Raw genomic sequence first — 20,096 nt, 5'->3', positions numbered from 1 at the left:
CAAGCACGCCTTCGACGATAAAACTTGTTCAAGAGCAGATCATTTCGTCGACCGGGCGGACATCGGGTCCGGCCTCGACCGGGCTGCGGAACACGCGCCGGGCGGTCGTCACGAACGGCCGGCGGCTCGGCCCACCGATCAGCATCCTGACGGAAGGCCCGGGCCGGCGACCTGGTGCCGGGGGCACGGCCACACCGGCGACCCAGTCCGTCGCCATGGACATCACGACCTCCTCCGCCTCGTTGCGGACTTCCGGCAACCGTCACATCAGTCCCTGGGGTCCCGGCGCTAACCAACATAAATTGGTACAAGCGCTTGCGCAAGCGCTTGTCTGCCGTCCAGTCTCAAACGGGTTTCATACGGATATCGACAGACCTGGACCCGGGCAATGGATACGGACATGTATCCGGGCCAGGATGGAACGGCCGCGTAAGATCGACTGAGGAGCCTTCCGATGGTGACCATGGCAGATGTCGCCCGCCTGGCGGGGGTGCACGCCTCCACGGTGTCCCACGTCCTCAACGGCACCAGAGCCGTCAACGCGGACACCCGCGAGCGGGTGATGGACGCGATCATCGCCACCGGCTACCGCCACAACGCGGTCGCCCGGTCCCTGGCCACCTCCAGCACGATGGCGCTGGGACTGGCCATCTCCTCGGCGGCCAACCCGTACCTGGCCGAACTGATCCGCTCGGTCGACGCCGGGGCCCGGGCGGCCGGCTACATGCTGATGCTCGGCGACACCCACGACGACGCCGAGGTGGAGCGCCAGATCGTCGAGCAACTGGTCGACCGGAGGGTGGACGGGGTGATCCTCGCCCCCGCACCGGCGACCACCACCGCCGGGGCCCTGCCCTTCCTGAGCACCGCGGCCGTCCCGACCGTGCTGATGGACCGCTTCGCCGACGCCGACCTGGACCAGATCGCCCCGGAGAACTTCGAGGCCACCGCGCAGCTGACCGCCCACCTGGCCGACCTGGGCCACCGGCGCATCGCGATGGTCACCGGCCTGAAGGGTCTGCACTCCACCGAGGAACGGATCGCCGGATTCCGGCACGTGGTGGCCGAGCGTGACCTCGATCCCGATCCCGCCCTCCTGCTGGACGGCGCCAGCGAGAGCATGGTCGCCGAACAGGTCGTGCTGGAGGCGTTCTCGGCCCGCAACCGTCCCAGCGCGGTGGTGGTGGGCAACAACGCGATGACGATCGGGACCGTGCGGGCCCTGCGCACCCTGGGCCTGAGCATCCCCGAGCACGTGGCCATGGTCTGCTACGACGACTTCGACTGGGCTGACCTGTTCGAGCCCCGGCTGTCGGCGATGCGCCAGGACACGGCTCAGATGGGCTGGCGGGCAGTCGAACTCATGGTGAAGCGAATCGCCGATCCGTCTGCGCCCACCTCTCGTCACCGGGTGCAGCCGACCTTCCAGCACCGTGCGTCCTGCGGTGACCGGTAGCCGGGGTCTCAAGGTACAGCCGGCTGCACCACCGACGTTCCATCGGCGGCGAACCGCGTCACCTGCACGGTGAAATCGTCGAGGGGGCCTTTCCGCATCGCCGCCACGTAGACCGTCCAGTCGTCGATCCCTGCCACCGGGACCAGCCGGGCCTCGGCGGACTGCCCGTCCCCCAGATCCACCCGCACCCGAGTCGTCCCGACAGGGACCAGGCCGACCACATTGACCACTTCGGCCTGAGGGGACTCGACGGCCGGGGTCTGGTCCCCGGGCAGCAGAGTCAGGAACCCCTGCTGGTTCGTCAGGCACACCACGTCATGGTCGGCGAACACCGAGTAGCCCTCGACCTCGGTGACGGTGGCGGGTGGCACCTCGCAGTAGTTCACCCCCGGTTCGAGGCCCGGCCGCGGCCCGGCCAGCAGGGCCAGGGCGACGACGCCGGCCGCGACCGGGGAGCCGAGCAGCACGGCCCGCCCCGCAAGGCCGGGTCGGAACGAGAACCACTGGTTGGCGACGGAGAACAGCAGGAGACCGAGCAGCGCACCGAGGTCGTTGGCGATCAGGTCGTTGACGTCGATGCTCCGGTAGGCCCAGCCGGCCAGGAGCGAGGCCGCTGCCTGACTCGCCTCCAGCCCGGCGCCGAACAGCAGGCACGCTGCGATGAGCCACCGTCCCCCTCGCCGCAGCAGGAACGGCAGACCGAACCCGAACGGCACACCCAGCAGCAGGTTCTGCAGATTCTGGTCACCCAGGCCACTGGTCAGCAGCCCGCGCAGCTCGACCTCGGTGGAGATCTGGAGCAGCGGTACGGCCGGGGCGCCCGGGAACGCAGGTTCGGGTGCCGGGCCGGGCAGGGGACAGAGAATGATCAGCGCCAGGACGACCAGGTACCCGCCGAACGCTCCGATCCCGACCAGCTTGCGCGCCCCGGCGCCCCGCTGGGCCACGAACACCAGTACCGATACGAGAGCCGCGAGCAGTGCCGCTCCGAAGAGGAGGTCAGCAGGGCCCAGCCGGGAGATCCACGATGCCACGTTCGGCACTGTAGACAGGTCCAGGCCCCCGGCCCGGCCTCAGGCCCGGATCCGGTACCACAGGTCAGTTCTTCGGTACCTGAGGACGAGGGGCTGGGTTCAGCGCACCACGGTCACCGGGCAGCGGGCGTAGGCGGCGACGTGCTGACTGACCGACCCCAGGACGAGCCCGGCGAAACCGCCGTACCCCCGGGTGCCCACCACCAGCAGGTCGGCCGAGGCGGACTGCTCGATCAGCACCTCGGCCGGGTTGCCCTGCTTCACCTGAGGCTGTGCCACGACCGGCGGACTGGCGCCCAGCTCTTCGTGGATCACCTGGACCAGGTCGGCGGCGGCCTGCTCCCCCGGCACCGGCAGGCTGCCCACGGGCACGCTGCCGCTGCCCACCGGCGGCAGCAGGGCCGGCTCCCACACGCTCAGCACGACCAGCTCGGCCCCGTGGTCGGCGGCCTCGGCCGCGGCCCAGGCCAGTGCCTTGCGGCTGCCGGGCGATCCGTCGACGCCGACCAGGACGGACTTCCATCTGCTCACCGTCAGCTCCTCATCGTCGAGTGCCGGGCCGGGCGATCCACCCGAGCAAAACGCTAAGGCACGGTTCGCGCGCCGTCGAGAGGTGGACCGAGATCCAGAAGTCGTTGATCAAAAGGAGCTTTGCAGAAATCGATGTCAAATGCGCCAGGTCGACTTCCGGACCTCAACTGTCTTGCGGGGCGCCCGGAGCAGGCTTAGCGTCAAATGGAGATCTGCGTCGGATCGCGTCGGCAAAGGGGCCGCCATGACCACCACGACTGCACACTCCGCCTCCTCGGACTCCTCGGACGCGGAGGGGATCGATCGCAAACCCCTGATGAGCACCCAGGCCCTGCTGCTGATGAACCTGGGTTTCTTCGGGGTGCAGTTCAGTTTCGGCCTGACCCAGTCGGCGGTGAACCCGCTGTTCCTGCTGATCGGGGCCGACCCCGACCAGCTGCCGATCCTGAACCTGGCCGGCCCGATCACCGGACTGGTCATCCAGCCCCTGATCGGGGCGATCAGCGACCGGACCTGGCACCCACGCTGGGGTCGACGGCGCCCGTTCATCGTGGCCGGCGCAATCCTCTGCGCCACCATCCTTTTCGCGTTCCCATTCGTGGGAGCGCTGTGGCTGGGCGTGATCTGCTTCTGGCTACTGGACGCCGGCAACAACACCTCGATGGAGCCGTACCGGGCCTTCATCTCCGACCGCTTGCCGAAATCCCAGTTGGCGCGCGGTTTCCTGACCCAGAGCATGTTCACCGGGGCCGGGGCCGTGCTGGCCAACGTCTCACTGTTCGCCCTGCAGAAGGTCGACGCGCTGAACGAGACCGCGGGCAACGGCGTGCCGTACTGGATGTACGTCGTCTTCATGTTCGGCACCGTGTGCATCCTGCTGACGGTGCTGACGGCGATGTCCCGCACTCGCGAACTCACGCCCTCCGAGGAGGATCTCGAGGAGATGCGGACGGCTCCGCGCGGCGTCACCTACGCGGTGCGCGAGATCGCCGACGCCGTGCGCACCATGCCGGTCGCCATGCACAAGATCGGCGTGGTCTTCGCCTTCCAGTGGTACGCGATGTTCATCTACTGGCAGTTCCTGGCCGTCAGCCTCGGCGAGACGGTGTTCGGGGCGGCGCCCGGAGAGGCCGGCTCGGGCGGCGACGAGATCGCCTGGACCGGCCTGATGAACGGCACGTACAACTTCGTCACCATGATCTCGGCGCTGTTCCTGGTCGGCCTGGCCCAGCGGATGGGCGCCAAGCGGGTGCACGCGGCCGCTCTGGGGCTGGCCTCGGCGGCGCTGATCTGGCTGGCCAACATCGACAACCAGTACCTGGCCCTGATCCCGATGATCGGCGTGGGTATCTTCTGGGCCAGCGCGGTCGGGGTGCCCTACCTGATGGTCGCCAGCATGGTCCCGGCCCGCCGCACCGGGGTCTACATGGGCATCCTGAACATGATGATCGTCGTGCCGATGCTGGTGCAGACCCTCACCTTCGGCTGGATCTTCAACCATCTGCTGGACGGCAAGGGTTCCAACGCGATGGTCCTGGCCGGGGTGCTGCTGGGCATCGGCGCCGTGGCCATGCTCTGGGTGAACCCGCCCGACGAGGCCGACGAGTCGCCGATCGTGCCGTTGGGCAGCCGGCGCAGCATCACCGTCTACGACCAGGTCGTGGTCGGTTCCGACGGCACCGCCACCAGCCTGTACGCGGTGGACCGGGCGGCCGAGGTGGCGCAGGCCGCGCAGGCCCGGCTGGTGGTCGTGACCGCCTACCGGGAGGGCGAGGTCGCCGCTCCGGTGGCCGGCGAGCACCAGCATCTGTACGGAGCCGACGCCGCCCGGCAGGCGCTGGAGAAGTCGATCACCAACCTCACCCGGGAACGGGCCCGGCACATCGACCAGCGTCTGGTGGCCGGCGACCCGGCCCAGGCCCTGCTCGAGGCGGTGGGCACGAACCCGGCGAACCTGATCGTCGTCGGCAACCGCGGACTGGGGGCCAGCGACGGGCAGCAGCTGGGTTCGGTGCCCGGCGAGGTGGTCAGGCACGCCCGGTGCGACGTGCTGATCGTGCAGACCTCGGCCCTGGACGAGGACCGGCTCTTCGGCCCGGCCGAGAACTCGGTGGGCACCGGGCCTTCTTCGGACGGCACCAAAGAGGTTTCCGGCTGACCACTTCGGGAAGGAGGCCGTCCCGGCCGGCGGCCTCCTTCCCGGTAGAGCCTGCGGGATCAGGGCGCTCCACCGGGTGTGCCGGAGGGAGCAGCCTGAGGTTCGCGCAGGTACCGACCTGTGATGTTGTCGTACTGATTGCTCAGAACAAGCACACCGTCGACGACCGCGACCTTCGACGAGGTGTACAAGGTCCGGTCGTTGGGCACATTCGCGCACCCGATGGCCGTCTGAGGCCCCGGCTTGGTCGCGCTGAAGTCTCCGTCGGCACCGACCTCGTACTTACCGCCCGCCCCGTTGCAGCCGTCGCTGGCCGACCAGGTGCCGTCGTCGCGGAACTCGATCCAGGCCTCGTCGAACGTCTGAAGGCCGAAGTCGGTGGCCTGGTAGCCGGGAATGTCCCAGGCGTACCAGGTTCCGATCATCTGTTCGCTCACCGAGCCGGGCCCGTCCTGCGGTGTGGCCCCGTCCTGGCCCGTCCCGCAGCCGGCCAGCAGGACCACCAGCGCCGTCGGCGCCGTCAGCGCCGTCCATGTCCCGAACCCCGTCCTGGTCCTCTTCACCCGGCTTGGACGCAGGCCGACCCGGTCAGGTTCCGGGCCGACGGCGCTCAGACAGCCGGACCGCCACCTGGGTCGGCACCTCGTCAGTCGTGCTTGATCAGGTCCTTCCCCGGACCACCCGACAGGGTGTCGCTGCCCGGACCGCCGTACAGCTTGTCGTTCCCGCTGTTGCCGTAGATCTCGTCGGCGGCGGTGCCCCCGTACAGCGTGTCCTGCCCGGGACCGCCCCAGACCAGGTCCTTGCCGGCTCCGGCCCGGATCACGTCGTCACCGGCCCCACCGTTCAAACGCTGCTCACCGTCACCGCCGTAGATCGTGTCGTTGCCCTCCTGCCCCTGGACCCCGGCGTAGCCGTAGTCGCCCCAGGTCCGGATCGTGTCGTCACCGGTGCCGCCGAGGATGCCGCTCACGTCACCGATCTGCTCACCGGTGGTGATCGTGTCGTGGCCCGCTCCGCCGATGACGTAGCTGGCGTCCGGGGCCTTCTGGTTGCTGGTGTAGGTGTCGTTCCCGGCCCCGAGATGAACCCGGTCGTTGGCGTAGTAGTCGCCGGGGTTGACGAACTTCACCGTGTCGTTCTTGTCCCCGAGGTTGAAATAGCCGACCTCGCCCGGGTCCTGACCGTAGCCGTGGACGAAGGTGCAGACGACCAGGGTGCGGTCGGAAGCGTCCGGGTAGGTGCACCCGTCCTCGTCCGCCTCGATCTCGACCCGGTCGTCCAGCCGATAGGTGTACTCCCCGCCGCCGTAGCCACCGGGATCTTCCTCGGGCGCGGCCCAGCTCTTGGTGATGGTCAGCTGGTTGAGCTGGCCCGGGGCCGCCTGGAACACCAGGTCGTTGCCGATGCTCACGGTGGCCGGGCGGCTGACCGCCTCGGCGGAGCCGGAGAACATCACGGCCGAGGTGCCGGCGGCCATCACCGACGTGGTCACGGCCAGACCGGTCACCAGACGCCGGTGTTTGGTAAGGGTCATCGGAAGACCTCCAGTCCGATTGCTTGGTCGCCTCTGAATCTACGCAGGGCACCGCGCCCGGGGTGGCGTTTCGGGCTTGGTACATCCGGCGTCTGTCTCCGATCTCCTGCGTCGTCGGACGCGTCCGCGCCCCGGCCCAGACCGTGTCTCGACGTTGATAGAACAGGGTGTGCACGCAGCCCTGCTGAACTCCGCGCTCCCGATCGTTGCCGCGCCCATGGCCGGCGGCCCCTCGACCGTAGCCCTGGCCCGCGCGGTGGCCTCGGCCGGCGCCTTTCCGTTCCTGGCCGGCGGATACAAGTCACCGCAGGTTCTTTCCGCGGAGATCGAGCAGCTCCGGGCGACCGGGACGGGGTTTGGCGTGAACCTGTTCGTCCCGTCCACCGCCCCGATCGATGCAACCGCTTTCGCCGTCTACGCAAGGGAACTCGAAGAAGAGGCCGCGGTTCACGCGCTGCAGCTCGACCCGTCGCCGGTCACTGACGACGATCACTGGCGGGAAAAGATCGCCCTGCTGGTCCGGCATCCCGTTCCGGTGGTCTCGCTGACCTTCGGCCTGCCTGATGCGCCTGACATCACCGTCCTGAAGAACGCCGGAAGCAGGGTGCTGGCCAGTGTCACGACCCCGCAGGAGGCACGGCTGGCCGACGATGCAGGCGTAGACGGCCTCGTCGTTCAGGGCCCGGCCGCAGGCGGGCACAGCGCCACCTTCGATCCCACCCAGCTCCCGGAACCGGTCGACACTGACGTGCTGGTTCGGCGGGTGCTGCAGACGGTCGACCTGCCGGTGGTCGCGGCCGGTGGTGTCGACGGCCCCGAGGCGGTGCGCCGCGCGTTGCAGGCCGGGGCACAGGCCGTCGCGGTGGGCACACTGCTGCTGCGCACCGACGAGGCCGGTACCTCCGCCACCCACCGGCAGGCGCTCGGCGACCCGGCATTCACCGAGACGGTCCTGACCCGGGCCTTCACCGGACGACCGGCACGGGCGCTGCGCAACGGGTTCACCGACCGACACCCCCAAGGGCCCAGCGCCTACCCCGCTGTGCATCATCTGACCCGCGCACTGCGGCAGGCTGCCGGGAAGGCCGGCGACGCCGACCGTCTGCACCTGTGGGCCGGCAGCGGGTGGCGCAACGCCCCCACCGGCCCCGCGGCCGACGTCATCCGCCGTCTTGCCGAAGGAGCCGGGTTGACGTGACATCCGGCTCCGGCGCGGCCAGATTCGGCCGATCAAGCGGTCTGTAGGCTGACGGCATGGTCCTTGTGCGGGCAGCCACCGCCGACGACGTCGCGCCGGTCGCCGACCTGTTCGCCCGGGCCTTCGAGCACGATCCGCTGTGGGCCGCACTGATGCCTCGCGCCGAGCGGCGCGCCCGTAACATCCGCTGGCTGATGCTCGCCGATCTGTCCGGCGCCGGGGTCAACGCCCTCGACGTCGCGGTGGACGAGACCAGTGGACTCCTCGTCGGGGCTCTGCGTTTCACCACTCCCCGCCCCGACCGGCCCGCCTCGTGGTGGCGCCGGACCGCCGGATCAGCGGCGGCCCGACTGGGCGGCACGATCGGCCGGGGCCTACGCCAGGAACGGGCCGTTCGAGAACACCGCCCGGCTGAGCCGCACTGGTTCGTGCAGGACGTGGCGGCCGATCCCCGCCGGCAAGGTCGCGGAATCGGCTCGGCCCTACTGGCCCACCGACTGAACCTGATCGACCAGAGCCCCGCCCCCACCGCGCTCGAGGCCACCACCTCCGGCAGCGCCCGGCTCTACGCCCGGCACGGCTTCGCCACGGTGGGAACGGTTCGCCTCCTGCCCGGCACCGAGTCGCAGGTCATGATCCGCCCCGCCACCTGAGGTTTACGCCCTTGCGGCGCCGAAGCGCCAGACCACCTGCTGCACGAGAAGCGTCAGAACCCCGGCCAGGACGATTGCGGCAAGGTTGATCACCAGCTGCAAGAACGAGCCGACCGCCTCGTCGCGCACACCGTAGGCCAGGGCCACCGCCGCGTTGGCCGCCGCCGGGACGGTGGTGACCGAGATCAGCACCCCGACCAGCGTGCCCGCCTTGGCCGAGGTCAGCGAGAGGATGCCGGCCACACCGCCGAGGAAGCCGATGACCCAGCTCAAGGCATCGGGACGCCAGATGAAGTCGGTCAGCGGACGCTCGGCCGTCAGCATCGAGCGGTCCACCAGGTCGGCCGCGGTCAGCAGCCAGACCGCCACCACCGTCAGCATCATCCCGACCGGGAAGCCGACCCCGAGCGCTGCTGCGGAACGGCGCACCAGCGCGCCGCGGCGTTTCACCAGCCCCACGCACAACGCCGCCAGGGGGCCGAACTCCGGGCCGACCACCATCGAGCCGACGATCAGGATGGGCTGGTCCAGCAGCACGCCGACGGCAGCGATGACCATGGCGATCACCATGAACGCGAGGAAGGACACCGACAGCCGCGACTCCTCCCCGGTCTGCTGCTCGATCTCGCGCCACACCACCGCGTCGACCCCCAGCCCGGGGGCACTGCGCGCGGCCCGGTCGGCCGCCGCCGAGATCGAGGTGTCGATGCGTTCCAGCACGATCGCGCCGTCCTGGTGCAGGCCCAGCTCGTTCAGGTCGGCCAGGATGCCGTTGGCGCCCTCCCGGACCACGTCGAACTCGATCAGGTCGCCCGGCGGCGAGAGCGCGACCGAGGGCAGGACCACCACGTGCGTGATCGCCTCGTCCCGGTCCAGCCGCTCCACGACCCTGTCGGTCAGTTCGGCCGGTGCGATGACCCGTACGTGCAGCATGGTGATCCTTCACTCGTCGGTGGCCCGGCGAGTGTAGGGACTGGGACGCCCCAGTCAGAACCCAGTCAGAACCCGGTCAGAACCCGGTCAGAACTCGGTGTTCATGATGGCCTCGACCAGCACCGCTCCGGGCGCGGTCAGCCGCACCGAGCCTTCGGCCCGGTCGGTGACGACCAGCTCGCGGCGCTCCAGGTCGAGCCAGCGCCGGTTCCAGGGCTCGTCGAACAGCGAACGCCCGCCGAACCTTTCGCGGTGCAGGTCGTCGCGCAGAGGCTGCAGGGTACTCAGGGCCATCTTGATCGCCCGGGCCTCGGTGGCGGTCGGGCCGAAGCGGGTGGCCGAGGTCAGCGGCAGCTGCCCGGCCTGCACCAGCTGGGCGTAGCGGCCCGCGTTCACCTCGGTCATCGCCTCCGAGCGGCGGCAGCTGGAACTACCGCCCAGCCCGATCGCCACCTCCGCGTCCTGCCGGTCCTGATCCACCATGATCGACTTCCAGGTCTCCGGCGGCTTGTCGGCGCGGTGGAAGTACATGGTCGGGTGCTCCCCGTACCCGTCGGCGCGTAGCCCCTCGGCCAGCACCTCGCGCATCTGGTACTGCTCGCCGAGGGTCGGCCAGCGGTGCCCGGCCTCGGCCAGACGGTTGCGGTAGCTGGGGAACTGCCAGGCCGCCGGCCGGTCGCCGGCGACCCCGGTGCGGGTGTCGGTGTAAGAACGCAGGTGCAGCTTGGTGCAGACCACCCCGGGAACCCGGTGTCGGCGCACCTGTTCCAGGTCACGCTGCACCCCGGCGACGGTCTGGTCGAGCAGGCCGTACATCAGGTCGATGGTCACCCAGTCGAACCCGAGACGTTCGGTGGCGTCGAGGAACTCGTGACACTCGGTCTCGGTGTGCTCACGTCCGCTCAGCTTCAGCACCTGGTCGTCGAACGACTGCACCCCGCAGGAGACCTTGTCACACCCCAGCTCCCGCAGCCGGGCCAGCAGGTCGGGGGTGAGCGTGGTCGGGTCGCCCTCGAAGCGGACGGTGGTCTCCGGGCCGAAACCGAAGTTCTCCCGGTAGAAGTTCAGCAGCCGGGACACCGAGTCCAGGCCCATGAGCGACGGGGTTCCGCCGAAGACGTTGAACTCCCCCACCGGGGCCTCGCGCAGCCGGGGCACCCGCTGCAGCCACAACTGCGCCTCGCGAATGTTCAGATCCACCCAGTGGTCGATCTTTTCCCGAGTCACGTCGGCCGGGCCCTTGACGATGACCACCGGGTACTGGCAGAAGCGGCAGCGGTAGCTGCAGGTCGGGATGTACGACCACAGATGGATGGGACGGGTGTCGGCCAGTTGTGCGTCCAGGTCGTCCAGGAACGCTTCCGGTGCCACATCAGGGATGTCGCCGGGAAAGACGTGCGCACCGAAGGGGTCGTTGGCCACATACTCCAGCAGGCGCTCGTTGTGCGGGGCGGCCAGCAGATTGAGGACGGCTGGGCGCGGGTAGTCGGGGTCGAGTCGGGTCAGCGATTCGAGTGGGTTCACCTCAGAACACTCCCCCGTTGCCGAAGTAGTCGTGGGCCGCTCCGGATTCGCGGTCTTCGCAGTAGTGGCGCACGAACTCGCGGAATCTGTTCTCGTCACCGGTGTCGCGGATCTCCTGCAGGCACTGCGGCAGCGGGGGCGGATATCCGATCTCGGGACCGACCTTGGCGCGCAGCCGGGCGAACAACTCGTCCGCGAACTCGAAGTACAGCCGGAAGCAGGGCGTCTTGTACGAGTGGATGGGGGTGTAGTCGACCAAGCCGGTCTCGGCCGTGATCTGCGGGATGCGTTCGGCCATCCGTCGGGCCAGGGCCGGTGAGAGCAGGTCGATCACGCCCTCGTCGTCCAGCAGCGAGGGGGTGAGCACGGCGGCCAGGATCATGTTCTTGGGCATGAAGTCCTTGACCGAGAACTCCCAGGCCTGCAGTGCTTCCGCCTCGGTCAGGTCCCGGCCGGTGACCGGTCCCGGCTCGCTGGGCCGGATGTCGCGCATCGTGATGATCCCGCCCGAGCCGTAGGCCTGACCGGCCACCACCTCGTCCAGGGCGTGGTCGACGCGGCGCGGGTTGATCTCCACCCGGGAGTTCGGCACGTAGACGATGTCCTCACCACTGGCCCGCACCAGGATGCCGAAGTCCCAGTCGTCGGAGAGGTGACTGACGAATCGTCCGTGCTCCAGCTGGTACGACAGTTCGATCCCGCCGACCCGCTGGTACGAGCGCCGGTCCACCGCGAAACCCTTGCCGTCGGGGAAGCCACCGAAGCGCGACCACGCGACCTGCCGACAGCGGATGGTGCGGTCGATCGCATCCCACAACAACGGACGTCCATTGAAATGATCTGCGTCGTAGTAGTAGTCGCACACCCCGATCGCGGCCTTCTCACCGTCCATGGCCTTCAGCAGTTCCCACAGCCAGTCCGGCGCCACCCGGCAGTCGGCATCGGCCGAGACCAGATAGAAGCGCTGCGTCGCATCGTCACCGTCGCGCTGCTGGGCTCGCTGCGCCGCCAGGTCCATGCCGGCTCGCCGGGCACACGAAACACCCTGCTCCGGCTCGCCGATCACCCACAGCCGCAATCCCTCGTGCTGGGCGGCCAGATCCCGGGCCAGGCTGACGGTGTTGTCGCGGGAGTTGTTGTCCACCAGCAGAACATCGAACAGGTCACGGTCGATCAGGCCGTCCGGGCCCTGCTGCCCAGCCAGCGAATCGATCACGGCGGGAAGGTTGGCGGCCTCGTCACGCACCGGAATCACCACCGTCATCCGCGTGCGCGCGCTCAGCGGCGGAACAGCCGCCCTACCCGCCTCCCCGTAAACGCTCTCCTCGTGACCTTCGTCGCCACGGACGTCCATAGTCAGAAGCTCTTCGACCACCTCGGCGGCCCGGCTCTGGGCGAAATACTGCTGCCCGCAACGACGGTTGTGAGCCACCACCCGGCTACGCAGCAGAGGATCGGTCAGGAGCGCGACCACCTCGTTCACGAAGTCGTCGGTGAGTGGAGCCTGGTCATCGGCAGAGATCGGAAGGACCGGCGCCTGCAGTCCTTTCCGACCGTAAACCGTGTCGTAGAGCGCGTATCGCGTGGTCAGGAAGGGAACTCCGGACGCCACCGCCTCACCGACCGGATTGCCGTAGCTCTCGTAGTCGTACGAGGTCAGGAACGACAGCAGATCGGCCTCGGCGAGCAGGTCGGCCACGGAGAAGCCGTGACTCGGCGCGACGTCTCGAGGAGCCAGACGGCCACCGAACACCACCTGCCCGGCCACCCCCAGCCGCTCGGCCTGTGCCCGCAGGGACGTCACCGTAGCCGGATGCTCGGAAGGATCGCCGGCCAGGAACAGGTACACCGGACGGTCGTGAATGCGGTGCCGCAGCCGGGCCAGCAGATCGATCTCGCGGTCGGCCCTTTTCTGCGGGATCAGCCGGGTGCAGCGCGCAATCAGTGCCGCCTGGGCCGGGATCCCGTAGACTTCGCGGAATCCCGCTTGCACGGCGGTGTTCTCGAAGTCGAAGGTGTTCGGCAGCACCTGCAGATCGCGCAGTCCAGGCACCCATTCCAGAGTGCGGCGCCGCGCCTCCTCGTGCAGGGCCAGGTAGCGGATGTACGGCGAGTTGCGGGGTTTGGGCGCCAGCGGGTACGGCGGGCGGCCGTACTTGCCGGTCGAGGGCTCGCTGTTCCACATCAGGTCGTGATCGCGCCACAGCACGAAGGGCTTTTCGTGGCCCAACTGCTTCCCGTACCGCTCGATCGCCCGGTAGAGCGCCTCGCTGTAGGCGATGTTCTCGGGCAGCGTGCCGTTCTCGACCAGTACCGCCGTGACCCCGTACTGCTGCCAGGTGGCCACGATCCGCCGGGTCAGCGCCTCGACCACAGGTTCGTAGCAGCCACCCGGCCCCTGCCCCCGCGCCACCCCGGCCAGCGTGGATCGCACGAAAGCGGTGTTGTACCAAGGAATACTGTCGATACCGGCGACCCGGACCAGTTCGACCCAGCCCGGCAGGCTGGTGACCTCGTCGGTGTAAGGCGCGAAGAAACGTCCTTTGTCGGCCTTGATGTCGTACCCGATGTCCAGCAACACCCGATGCCCCCGTTGCCGGAAGGCGTTGGCCAGCTTCAGCGACTCGACCACGACGCCGGACAGCGGCGCCCCGTCGAAGGAAACGCACCAGAGAACAGGCTGCGACATCCGGATCTCCCCCAAGGTCACATCGTTGTCACCCGTAGAGATCCTTTTTAACCCGATTCGGCCCTCTCCCGCACGTTGAGGGGGCCACCCACCCTAAGCTTGATTTGTGCTTTTCCCGACCCCCCGGCTCAACCGGGCCGATGCGGCAGTGCTGGCGCAGATCGACAACCGGCGAGCACACCTGCGGCACCTGCTCCTCGACTCCCCAGAGCCGTGGGTGGCGGGGATGCGCGGGTACCTCACGGCCGATGCGGTAGCGGCGTCGAACGCCATCGAGGGTTTCAGAGTCTCCACGATCGACGTCCAAGACCTGATTGCTGGCGAGCGCGATGTCGAGGTGTCGGCCGAGAACCGGGACGAGACGCTGGCCTACCAGCGGATGATGACCTATCTACAGACGCTCCACGACGTCGGTGACTTCACCTACGACAAGAGCCTGCTCAACGCCTTGCACTGGATGCTCCAGGGCCATCGGCACACCCCGCGCCGACCGGCGGGCCAATGGCGGCCGGGCCCGGTCTACGTGACCGATCCACGAGACCCGTCAGTGGCCGCCTACACCGCGCCGGATGTCGCCCAGGTGCCGGCGCTGATGTCGGAACTGGTGGACTGGCTCAACACCGACGACGGGAGCCCCGCCTTGGTGCGCGCGGCCATGGCGCACCTGCATCTGGTCTCCATCCACCCCTGGTCGGACGGCAACGGCCGGATGTCTCGTTCCCTGCAGACCTTGCTGATCGCCCGCGAAGGTGTTCTGGCGCCGGAGTTCTCCTCGATAGAGGCCTGGCTGGGACGCCCGGGAAACACCTGGGAGTACTACCGCCGGCTCAATGCGCGGGGCCCGCACTATGCGCCCGATCAGGACGTCACGGACTGGCTGCGGTTCAACCTGCTCGCCTACCACCAGCAGGCCCAGACCGTGCAGGGACGCTGGGACCGCTCGGCGGCGGTGTGGTCCCAGCTCGAGCAGGCGATCCGCCCCCTGGGCTTGGACCCGCGGACGGTTTCGGCTCTGCACGACGTCGCGATCACCGGCCGGGTGCGCCGGGCCCGCTACGAGCAGGCCGAGGGGCTGAGCACCCAGCAGGCTCAGCGCGACCTTCGTGATCTGGGCACGCTCGGGGTGCTGGTGGCCTCCGGCCGGACCCGGGCCCGGACCTGTGTGGCTGGTCCGGCTTTTCCTGAGTCCGTGCTGGAGACCGCCCGCACCCCGACGCTGCTCGTCGATCCCTACCGGCAGTAGGGCTCAGCCGCCGGATCTCACCGCGCTCTTACCGGTGACCACCCGCTGCAGCACGATGAAGGCGAACAGCAGCACGCCGACCACGATCCGGGTCCACCAGCTGCTCAGGTCGCCCTGGAAGGTGATGATGGTCTGGATCAGGCCGAGCACCAGCACGCCCAGCACGGTGCCGAAGAGGTAGCCGGAGCCACCGGCCAGCAGCACGCCGCCGATCACCACCGCGGCGATCGCGTCGAGCTCCAGGCCGTTGCCGTGCAGGCTGTACCCGGACAGCGTGTAGAAGCTGTAGATCACCCCGCCCAGGGAGGCACAGAAGCCGCTGATGCCGTAGACCGCGATCCGGGTGCGGGCCACCGGCAGGCCCATCAGCAGGGCCGAGTCGGAGTTGCCGCCGATCGCGTACACGCAGCGGCCGAACCGGGTCCAGGTCAGCACGATCGCCGCGATCAGCACCACCACCAGGGCCAGGATCACACTGGAGGAGATGAACACGCCGCGGTCGAAACGGATCCGCTGCTGGGCGATGCTGACCCAGAAGCCGTTGTCGATCGGGATCGAGTTGCGGTCGATCAGCAGGGCCAGGCCGCGGGCCAGGAACATCCCGGCCAGCGTGGCGATGAACGGTTCCACCTTGAAGTAGTGGATCACCGCCCCCATGGACAGGCCGAGCCCGGTGCCCAGGACCAGCAGCAGCGGCAGCACCACCCCGGCCGGCCAGCCGGCCTGCAGCAGGGTCGCCCCCAGGGTGGTGGTCAGGGCGACCACCGCACCCACCGACAGGTCGATCCCGCCGGTCAGGATCACGAACGTCATGCCGACGGCGACGACCAGCAGGAAGGCGTTGTCGACGAAGATGTTGAGGACGACCTGCGGGTGGTCGAAGCCGTCGTAGTTGACCACGCCCAGGCCGTACATGAAGGCCAGCAGGCTGAGGGTGGCCAGGACGGGCACGTGGCGGCGGCTGATCTGCACGGTGCGCCGGCTGGTGACGGTGGGCCCGGGAGCGCTCAGGTCCACGTCCGGTTCGGCCCGGGTGGTCTCGGTCATGCCGCGGCCTCCTTCGTGGTGAGCGCGGGCTGGGGCTTGGTGCCGCGTCCGAGGACCCGGGCGCGGAAGGCGGCGGACTGGCCGAGGCACAGGACGACCACGACGACCGCCTTGAACAGCAGGGTGGCCTCGACCGGGATGCCGACGCTGAGGATGGTGATGTTCAGGGTCTCGATCAGGATCGCGCCCAGGGCGGTCCCGGCGAGGGAGAAGCGCCCACCGGTCAGTGCGGTGCCGCCGATCACCACGGCCAGGATGGCGTCGAGCTCGATCAGGTTGCCCGCGGCGTTGCTGTCGGCGCTGGCCACGTTGGAGCTGTAGATCAGCCCGGCGATGCCCGCGCAGACCGCCGCGATCACGTAGACCAGCCAGGTCAGGCCCCGGGCGTTGATACCGGCCAGGCGGGAGGCGGCCGGGCTGCCGCCGACCGCCTGCAGCAGCAGGCCGAGGGCGGTGCGGGTGGTCAGCAGGACGGCCACGACCAGGACGGCGGCGGCGATCAGCACCGACACCGGCAGACCGAGGAAGTACCCGGCGCCGATCACCCGGTAGGGGTCGGAGGTGACGTTGAGGATCTGCCCGTCGGTGATCAGCTGGGCCAGACCGCGCCCGGCCACCATCAGGATCAGGGTGGCGACGATCGGTTGTATCCCGATCACCGACACCAGGAACCCGTTCCACACCCCGAGGACCAGACACAGCAGCAGGGCCAGGAGCACGGCACCGACCACTCCGGCGACACTGTGCGGATCGCCCAGGTCACCGATCAGCAGGCAGGCCAGGGCCCCGGAGACGGCCATCACCGAGCCGACCGACAGGTCGATGCCGCCGGTCGCGATCACCAGCGTCATCCCGATCGCCACCAGGGTCAGTGGCGCCGCCCGGCGGAAGATGTCGATGATCGTGCCGAACAGGTGCCCGTCCTGCACGGTGATCCGGAAGAAGTTGTTCGAGAAGAACAGGTTGAGCACCAGCAGCAGCACCAGGACGGCGAACGGCCAGAACAGCCGGTGCCGGGTCAGGTTCGTGATCATGACGCGGCCTTCCCTTCGGTGTCCGCGACCGTGCCGCCGGCGATGGTCTGCATGATCCGGTCCGCGTCCACGGCGTCGGTGTTCTCCAGTTCCTCCACCAGCCGCCGGTCGCGCAGGATCTCGATCTTGTGGCTGAGCCGCAGCACCTCTTCCAGCTCGGCGCTGACGAACAGCACGGCCATCCCGCCGTCGGCCAGTTCGGCGACCAGCCGCTGGATCTCGGCCTTGGCCCCGACGTCGATGCCGCGGGTGGGCTCGTCCACGATGAACAGCCGGGGCTCGGTGATCAGCCACCGGGCCAGCAGCACCTTCTGCTGATTGCCGCCGCTGAGGTCACGTACCCGCCGGTCAGGGTCGGCCGGGCGGATCTGCAGGGCCTTGACGTACTTGTCCACCAGCTCGTCGGCCCGGCGCCGGGAGACCGGCCGCATCCAGCCGCGGGAGGCCTGCAGGGCCAGGATGATGTTGTCGCGCACGCTCAGGTCGCCGACGATGCCCTCGGTGCGGCGGTTCTCCGAGGAGAAGGCGATACCGCGGTTCATCGCGGCCCGGGGGGTGCGCAGCGTGACCGGCTTGCCGTCGACCTTCAGCCTGCCCTCGTCGGCCCGGTCGGCGCCGAACAGCAGGCGGGCCAGTTCGGTCCGCCCGGAGCCCAGAAGACCGGCCAGACCGACGATCTCACCGGAGTGGATGCGCAGCCCGAACGGCTCGATGCCACCCTTGCGGCCCAGGTCCTCGGCCTGCACCAGCGGTTCACCGCGCTCGATCCGGGCGGTGGCCTCGCGGGGCTGCTGCTCCAGGTCCTCCAGGGTGGCCAGGTCCTTGCCGATCATCTTGGAGACCAGCTCCATCTGCGGCAGTTCGGCGGTGCGGTACTCCCCCACCAGCCGGCCGTTGCGCAGAACGGTCATCCGGTCGGCGATCTCGTAGACCTGGTCGAGGAAGTGCGAGACGAAGACGATGGCCACGCCCTCGGCCTTCAGCCGGCGCATCACCGCGAACAGCTGGGCCACCTCGGAGGCGTCCAGGCTGGAGGTCGGCTCGTCGAGGATCAGCACCTTGGCGTCGATGTCGGTGTTGCTGAGCGAGCGGGCGATCGCGACCATCTGCTGGATGGCCAGCGAGTAGGAGCTCAGCGGGGCGCTCACGTCCAGGTCGAGGTCGAGCCGCTCGAGCAGTTCGCGGGCCCGGCGCCGGGTCTGGCTCCAGCGGATCTTGCCGAACTGCCGGGGTTCCCGGCCGAGCAGGATGTTCTCCGCCACCGAGAGGTTGGCGCAGAGATTGACCTCCTGGTAGACGGTGCTGATGCCGGCCTGCTGCGCGGGCAGCGGGCCGGAGAAGCGCACCGGCCTGCCGTCGAGCCGGATCTCACCGCCGTCGATGTCGTACACGCCGGTGAGAACCTTGATCAGAGTGGACTTCCCGGCGCCGTTCTCGCCCATCAGGGCGTGCACCTCACCCGGCATCAGGCGCAGGTCGACCCCGTCCAGGGCCACCACACCGGGAAAGACCTTGCGGATACCGGTCATCTCCAGGACCGGGGCATCGTCGCCCATGGTTACTCCGTTTCTGCGGGCGTCGGCGGTTCCACCGTGCGAGTGCGCGGCCGGTCCGTCCGGACCGGCCGCGCACTCTTCACGGGTGTGATCAGTACTTGCGGTCGGGCAGAGCCTCCTTGGCCTGCTCCTGGGTGAAGGTGGTCTCCTCGGTGAGCACGCGCTTCTCCACGCTCCCGCCGTCGGCCACCGTCTGCGCCAGCTCCATCAGTTGCGGCCCGAGCAGCGGGCTGCACTCCACGATGAAGTTGATCTTGCCGTCGGCCAGCGCGGTCATGCCGTCCTTGACCGCGTCCACCGTGATGATCTTGATGTCCTCGCCCGGCTTCAGGCCGGCCGCCTCGATCGCCTCGATCGCGCCCAGGCCCATGTCGTCGTTGTGGGCGTAGAGCACGTCGATGTCGTCGTGCGACTTCAGGAAGGTCTCCATCACCTGCTTGCCGTCGGTCCGGGTGAACTGACCGGTCTGCGAGGCGATGACCTTGAACTTCTCCGGCTCCGCCGCGATGACCTCGGCGAACCCGGCCTTGCGGTCGTTCGCCGGGGCGGCGCCGGGCGAGCCCTGAAGTTCGACGATGTTGACCGGACCGGTCTCGTCCTTGTACTCCTCGACCAGCCACTCACCGGCCTTCTTGCCCTCCAGGACGAAGTCCGAGCCAATGAAGCTCTCGTAGAGGCTCTCGTCCGGGGAGTCGATCGCCCGGTCGGTCAGGATCACCGGGATCTCGGCGTCCTGGGCCTCTTTCAGCACCGTGTCCCAGCCGGACTCGACCACCGGCGAGAACGCGATCACGTCGACCCGCTGGGTGATGAACGAGCGGATCGCCTTGATCTGGTTCTCCTGCTTGCCCTGGGCGTCGGAGAACTTCAGCTCGTAACCGGCCTCCGCGGCCGACTCCTGGATCGACTTGGTGTTCGCCGTACGCCAGCCGCTCTCGGCGCCGACCTGGGAGAACCCGAGCACCAGCTTGCCGTCGCCGCCACCGCCACCACCGGCGGAGCCGCTGCCCTCGTCGTCACCACAGGCAGCCAGCGCCGACACCATCAGCGCCGCCGCGAGCAGTGCGCCAGCCCGCTTCCTCAACATCCGTACCTCCTGGGGACCACGTCAACATCGTTGTTAACGTTCACATTTTTGATCACGGCGATGGGGGAAGCGATAGAATTCGAAATGTTTTCTGCGATCGAATCCCGCCGCTGATTCAAGCCCCCGCTCCCCGGCCACCGTCCGGTTCGTTCATGGAGTGTCGCCGGTGACCGGACATGCGTCAATGGCCGAATTGAAACACCTAGACCCGAACCTGGGTATCGCCTTTCGGTGGCCTCTAGTGATATTCAGCAAGGGCAGTAAGACCGCCCGGCGCATTTCCGGGTCATTTCCCTTGCCCATTTCCGAGCAGGCGATGTATCACGCGAAAAGAGGCTCGCCGCCGCCCAGGGCGGAGCGAACCCCTTTTTCCGTCGAACGTCGGTCAACCGCAGGCGCGGGACTGCAGGGAGGCC

At 68.8% G+C, this 20,096-nt stretch carries 16 protein-coding genes; 5 read left to right on the top strand and 11 right to left on the bottom strand.

Annotation, left to right across the window (positions count from 1 at the left end):
- Positions 1-454: 454 nt before the first annotated feature.
- Positions 455-1,456 (top strand): LacI family DNA-binding transcriptional regulator, encoded by a 1,002-nt coding sequence (locus LWF15_RS11730; RefSeq protein ID WP_232810487.1) that lies wholly within the window; start codon positions 455-457, stop codon positions 1,454-1,456.
- 8 nt (positions 1,457-1,464) lie between these two features.
- Here the strand turns inward: LWF15_RS11730 and LWF15_RS11725 are convergent, their stop codons facing one another.
- Entirely contained in the window at positions 1,465-2,490 is a 1,026-nt protein-coding gene (locus LWF15_RS11725) for a VanZ family protein (protein ID WP_232810486.1), read from the bottom strand.
- Positions 2,491-2,589: 99 nt separating this feature from the next.
- Positions 2,590-3,021 (bottom strand): universal stress protein, encoded by a 432-nt coding sequence (locus LWF15_RS11720; protein WP_232810485.1) that lies wholly within the window; start codon positions 3,019-3,021, stop codon positions 2,590-2,592.
- 244 nt (positions 3,022-3,265) lie between these two features.
- Here LWF15_RS11720 and LWF15_RS11715 point away from each other — a divergent pair, with 244 nt between their 5' ends.
- Entirely contained in the window at positions 3,266-5,179 is a 1,914-nt protein-coding gene (locus LWF15_RS11715; protein WP_232810484.1) for an MFS transporter, read from the top strand.
- 59 nt (positions 5,180-5,238) lie between these two features.
- Here LWF15_RS11715 and LWF15_RS11710 read toward each other — a convergent pair whose 3' ends face one another.
- Positions 5,239-5,742 (bottom strand): META domain-containing protein, encoded by a 504-nt coding sequence (locus LWF15_RS11710; RefSeq protein WP_232810483.1) that lies wholly within the window; start codon positions 5,740-5,742, stop codon positions 5,239-5,241.
- A gap of 83 nt (positions 5,743-5,825) precedes the next feature.
- Complete coding sequence (locus LWF15_RS11705) at positions 5,826-6,716, bottom strand: calcium-binding protein (RefSeq protein ID WP_232810482.1); 891 nt, start codon at positions 6,714-6,716, stop codon at positions 5,826-5,828.
- Positions 6,717-6,885: 169 nt separating this feature from the next.
- On the opposite strand from LWF15_RS11705, the gene LWF15_RS11700 reads away from it, so the two are divergent.
- On the top strand, positions 6,886-7,914 hold the full coding sequence (locus LWF15_RS11700) for an NAD(P)H-dependent flavin oxidoreductase (RefSeq protein ID WP_232810481.1): 1,029 nt from the start codon (positions 6,886-6,888) through the stop codon (positions 7,912-7,914).
- 56 nt (positions 7,915-7,970) lie between these two features.
- The gene (locus LWF15_RS11695) at positions 7,971-8,567 is read left to right on the top strand and encodes a GNAT family N-acetyltransferase (RefSeq protein ID WP_232810480.1); all 597 of its coding nucleotides are present in this window, start codon (positions 7,971-7,973) and stop codon (positions 8,565-8,567) included.
- Between the two features lie 3 nt (positions 8,568-8,570).
- On the opposite strand, the gene LWF15_RS11690 is transcribed toward LWF15_RS11695, so the two are convergent.
- The 3 genes from LWF15_RS11690 to LWF15_RS11680 all read right to left on the bottom strand — a co-directional run bounded on the left by LWF15_RS11690 (position 8,571) and on the right by LWF15_RS11680 (position 13,713).
- Positions 8,571-9,500, bottom strand: coding sequence for a DUF389 domain-containing protein (locus LWF15_RS11690; RefSeq protein ID WP_232810479.1), 930 nt, complete (start codon positions 9,498-9,500; stop codon positions 8,571-8,573).
- 87 nt (positions 9,501-9,587) lie between these two features.
- On the bottom strand, positions 9,588-11,024 hold the full coding sequence (locus tag LWF15_RS11685; protein ID WP_232810478.1) for a radical SAM protein: 1,437 nt from the start codon (positions 11,022-11,024) through the stop codon (positions 9,588-9,590).
- Position 11,025: 1 nt separating this feature from the next.
- On the bottom strand, positions 11,026-13,713 hold the full coding sequence (locus tag LWF15_RS11680) for a glycosyltransferase (RefSeq protein WP_232810477.1): 2,688 nt from the start codon (positions 13,711-13,713) through the stop codon (positions 11,026-11,028).
- Between the two features lie 106 nt (positions 13,714-13,819).
- On the opposite strand from LWF15_RS11680, the gene LWF15_RS11675 reads away from it, so the two are divergent.
- Positions 13,820-14,956: a Fic family protein gene (locus tag LWF15_RS11675; RefSeq protein WP_232810476.1), complete on the top strand. Its 1,137-nt coding sequence runs from the start codon at positions 13,820-13,822 to the stop codon at positions 14,954-14,956.
- Positions 14,957-14,959: 3 nt separating this feature from the next.
- On the opposite strand, the gene yjfF is transcribed toward LWF15_RS11675, so the two are convergent.
- From yjfF to LWF15_RS11655, 4 genes are all read right to left on the bottom strand, one after another.
- Positions 14,960-16,003 (bottom strand): galactofuranose ABC transporter, permease protein YjfF, encoded by a 1,044-nt coding sequence (yjfF, locus tag LWF15_RS11670; protein ID WP_232810475.1) that lies wholly within the window; start codon positions 16,001-16,003, stop codon positions 14,960-14,962.
- Positions 16,000-17,037 (bottom strand): ABC transporter permease, encoded by a 1,038-nt coding sequence (locus LWF15_RS11665; RefSeq protein ID WP_232810474.1) that lies wholly within the window; start codon positions 17,035-17,037, stop codon positions 16,000-16,002. The genes yjfF and LWF15_RS11665 overlap by 4 nt, the downstream gene beginning before the upstream one ends.
- Positions 17,034-18,593 (bottom strand): sugar ABC transporter ATP-binding protein, encoded by a 1,560-nt coding sequence (locus tag LWF15_RS11660; protein ID WP_232810473.1) that lies wholly within the window; start codon positions 18,591-18,593, stop codon positions 17,034-17,036. The genes LWF15_RS11665 and LWF15_RS11660 overlap by 4 nt, the downstream gene beginning before the upstream one ends.
- A gap of 91 nt (positions 18,594-18,684) precedes the next feature.
- A complete protein-coding gene (locus tag LWF15_RS11655; RefSeq protein ID WP_232810472.1) occupies positions 18,685-19,680 on the bottom strand; it encodes an ABC transporter substrate-binding protein in 996 nt (331 codons plus the stop codon).
- Positions 19,681-20,096: the final 416 nt, after the last annotated feature.

Origin of the sequence: Kineosporia rhizophila, assembly GCF_021277265.1 — a bacterium.
Lineage (GTDB): Bacteria > Actinomycetota > Actinomycetes > Actinomycetales > Kineosporiaceae > Kineosporia > Kineosporia rhizophila.
Note: the sequence above shows the minus strand (reverse complement) of the source record. Positions and strands in the feature narration are given on the sequence as shown.

What these genes read in the sequence shown, in the direction of transcription:
- LWF15_RS11680 (WP_232810477.1), bottom strand. Translation starts at nt 13,713, where the DNA reads ATGTCGCAGCCTGTTCTCTGGTGCGTTTCCTTCGACGGGGCGCCGCTG.
- LWF15_RS11660 (WP_232810473.1), bottom strand. Translation starts at nt 18,593, where the DNA reads ATGGGCGACGATGCCCCGGTCCTGGAGATGACCGGTATCCGCAAGGTC.
- LWF15_RS11690 (WP_232810479.1), bottom strand. Translation starts at nt 9,500, where the DNA reads ATGCTGCACGTACGGGTCATCGCACCGGCCGAACTGACCGACAGGGTC.
- yjfF (WP_232810475.1), bottom strand. Translation starts at nt 16,003, where the DNA reads ATGACCGAGACCACCCGGGCCGAACCGGACGTGGACCTGAGCGCTCCC.
- LWF15_RS11730 (WP_232810487.1), top strand. Translation starts at nt 455, where the DNA reads ATGGTGACCATGGCAGATGTCGCCCGCCTGGCGGGGGTGCACGCCTCC.
- LWF15_RS11655 (WP_232810472.1), bottom strand. Translation starts at nt 19,680, where the DNA reads ATGTTGAGGAAGCGGGCTGGCGCACTGCTCGCGGCGGCGCTGATGGTG.
- LWF15_RS11695 (WP_232810480.1), top strand. Translation starts at nt 7,971, where the DNA reads ATGGTCCTTGTGCGGGCAGCCACCGCCGACGACGTCGCGCCGGTCGCC.
- LWF15_RS11705 (WP_232810482.1), bottom strand. Translation starts at nt 6,716, where the DNA reads ATGACCCTTACCAAACACCGGCGTCTGGTGACCGGTCTGGCCGTGACC.
- LWF15_RS11715 (WP_232810484.1), top strand. Translation starts at nt 3,266, where the DNA reads ATGACCACCACGACTGCACACTCCGCCTCCTCGGACTCCTCGGACGCG.
- LWF15_RS11665 (WP_232810474.1), bottom strand. Translation starts at nt 17,037, where the DNA reads ATGATCACGAACCTGACCCGGCACCGGCTGTTCTGGCCGTTCGCCGTC.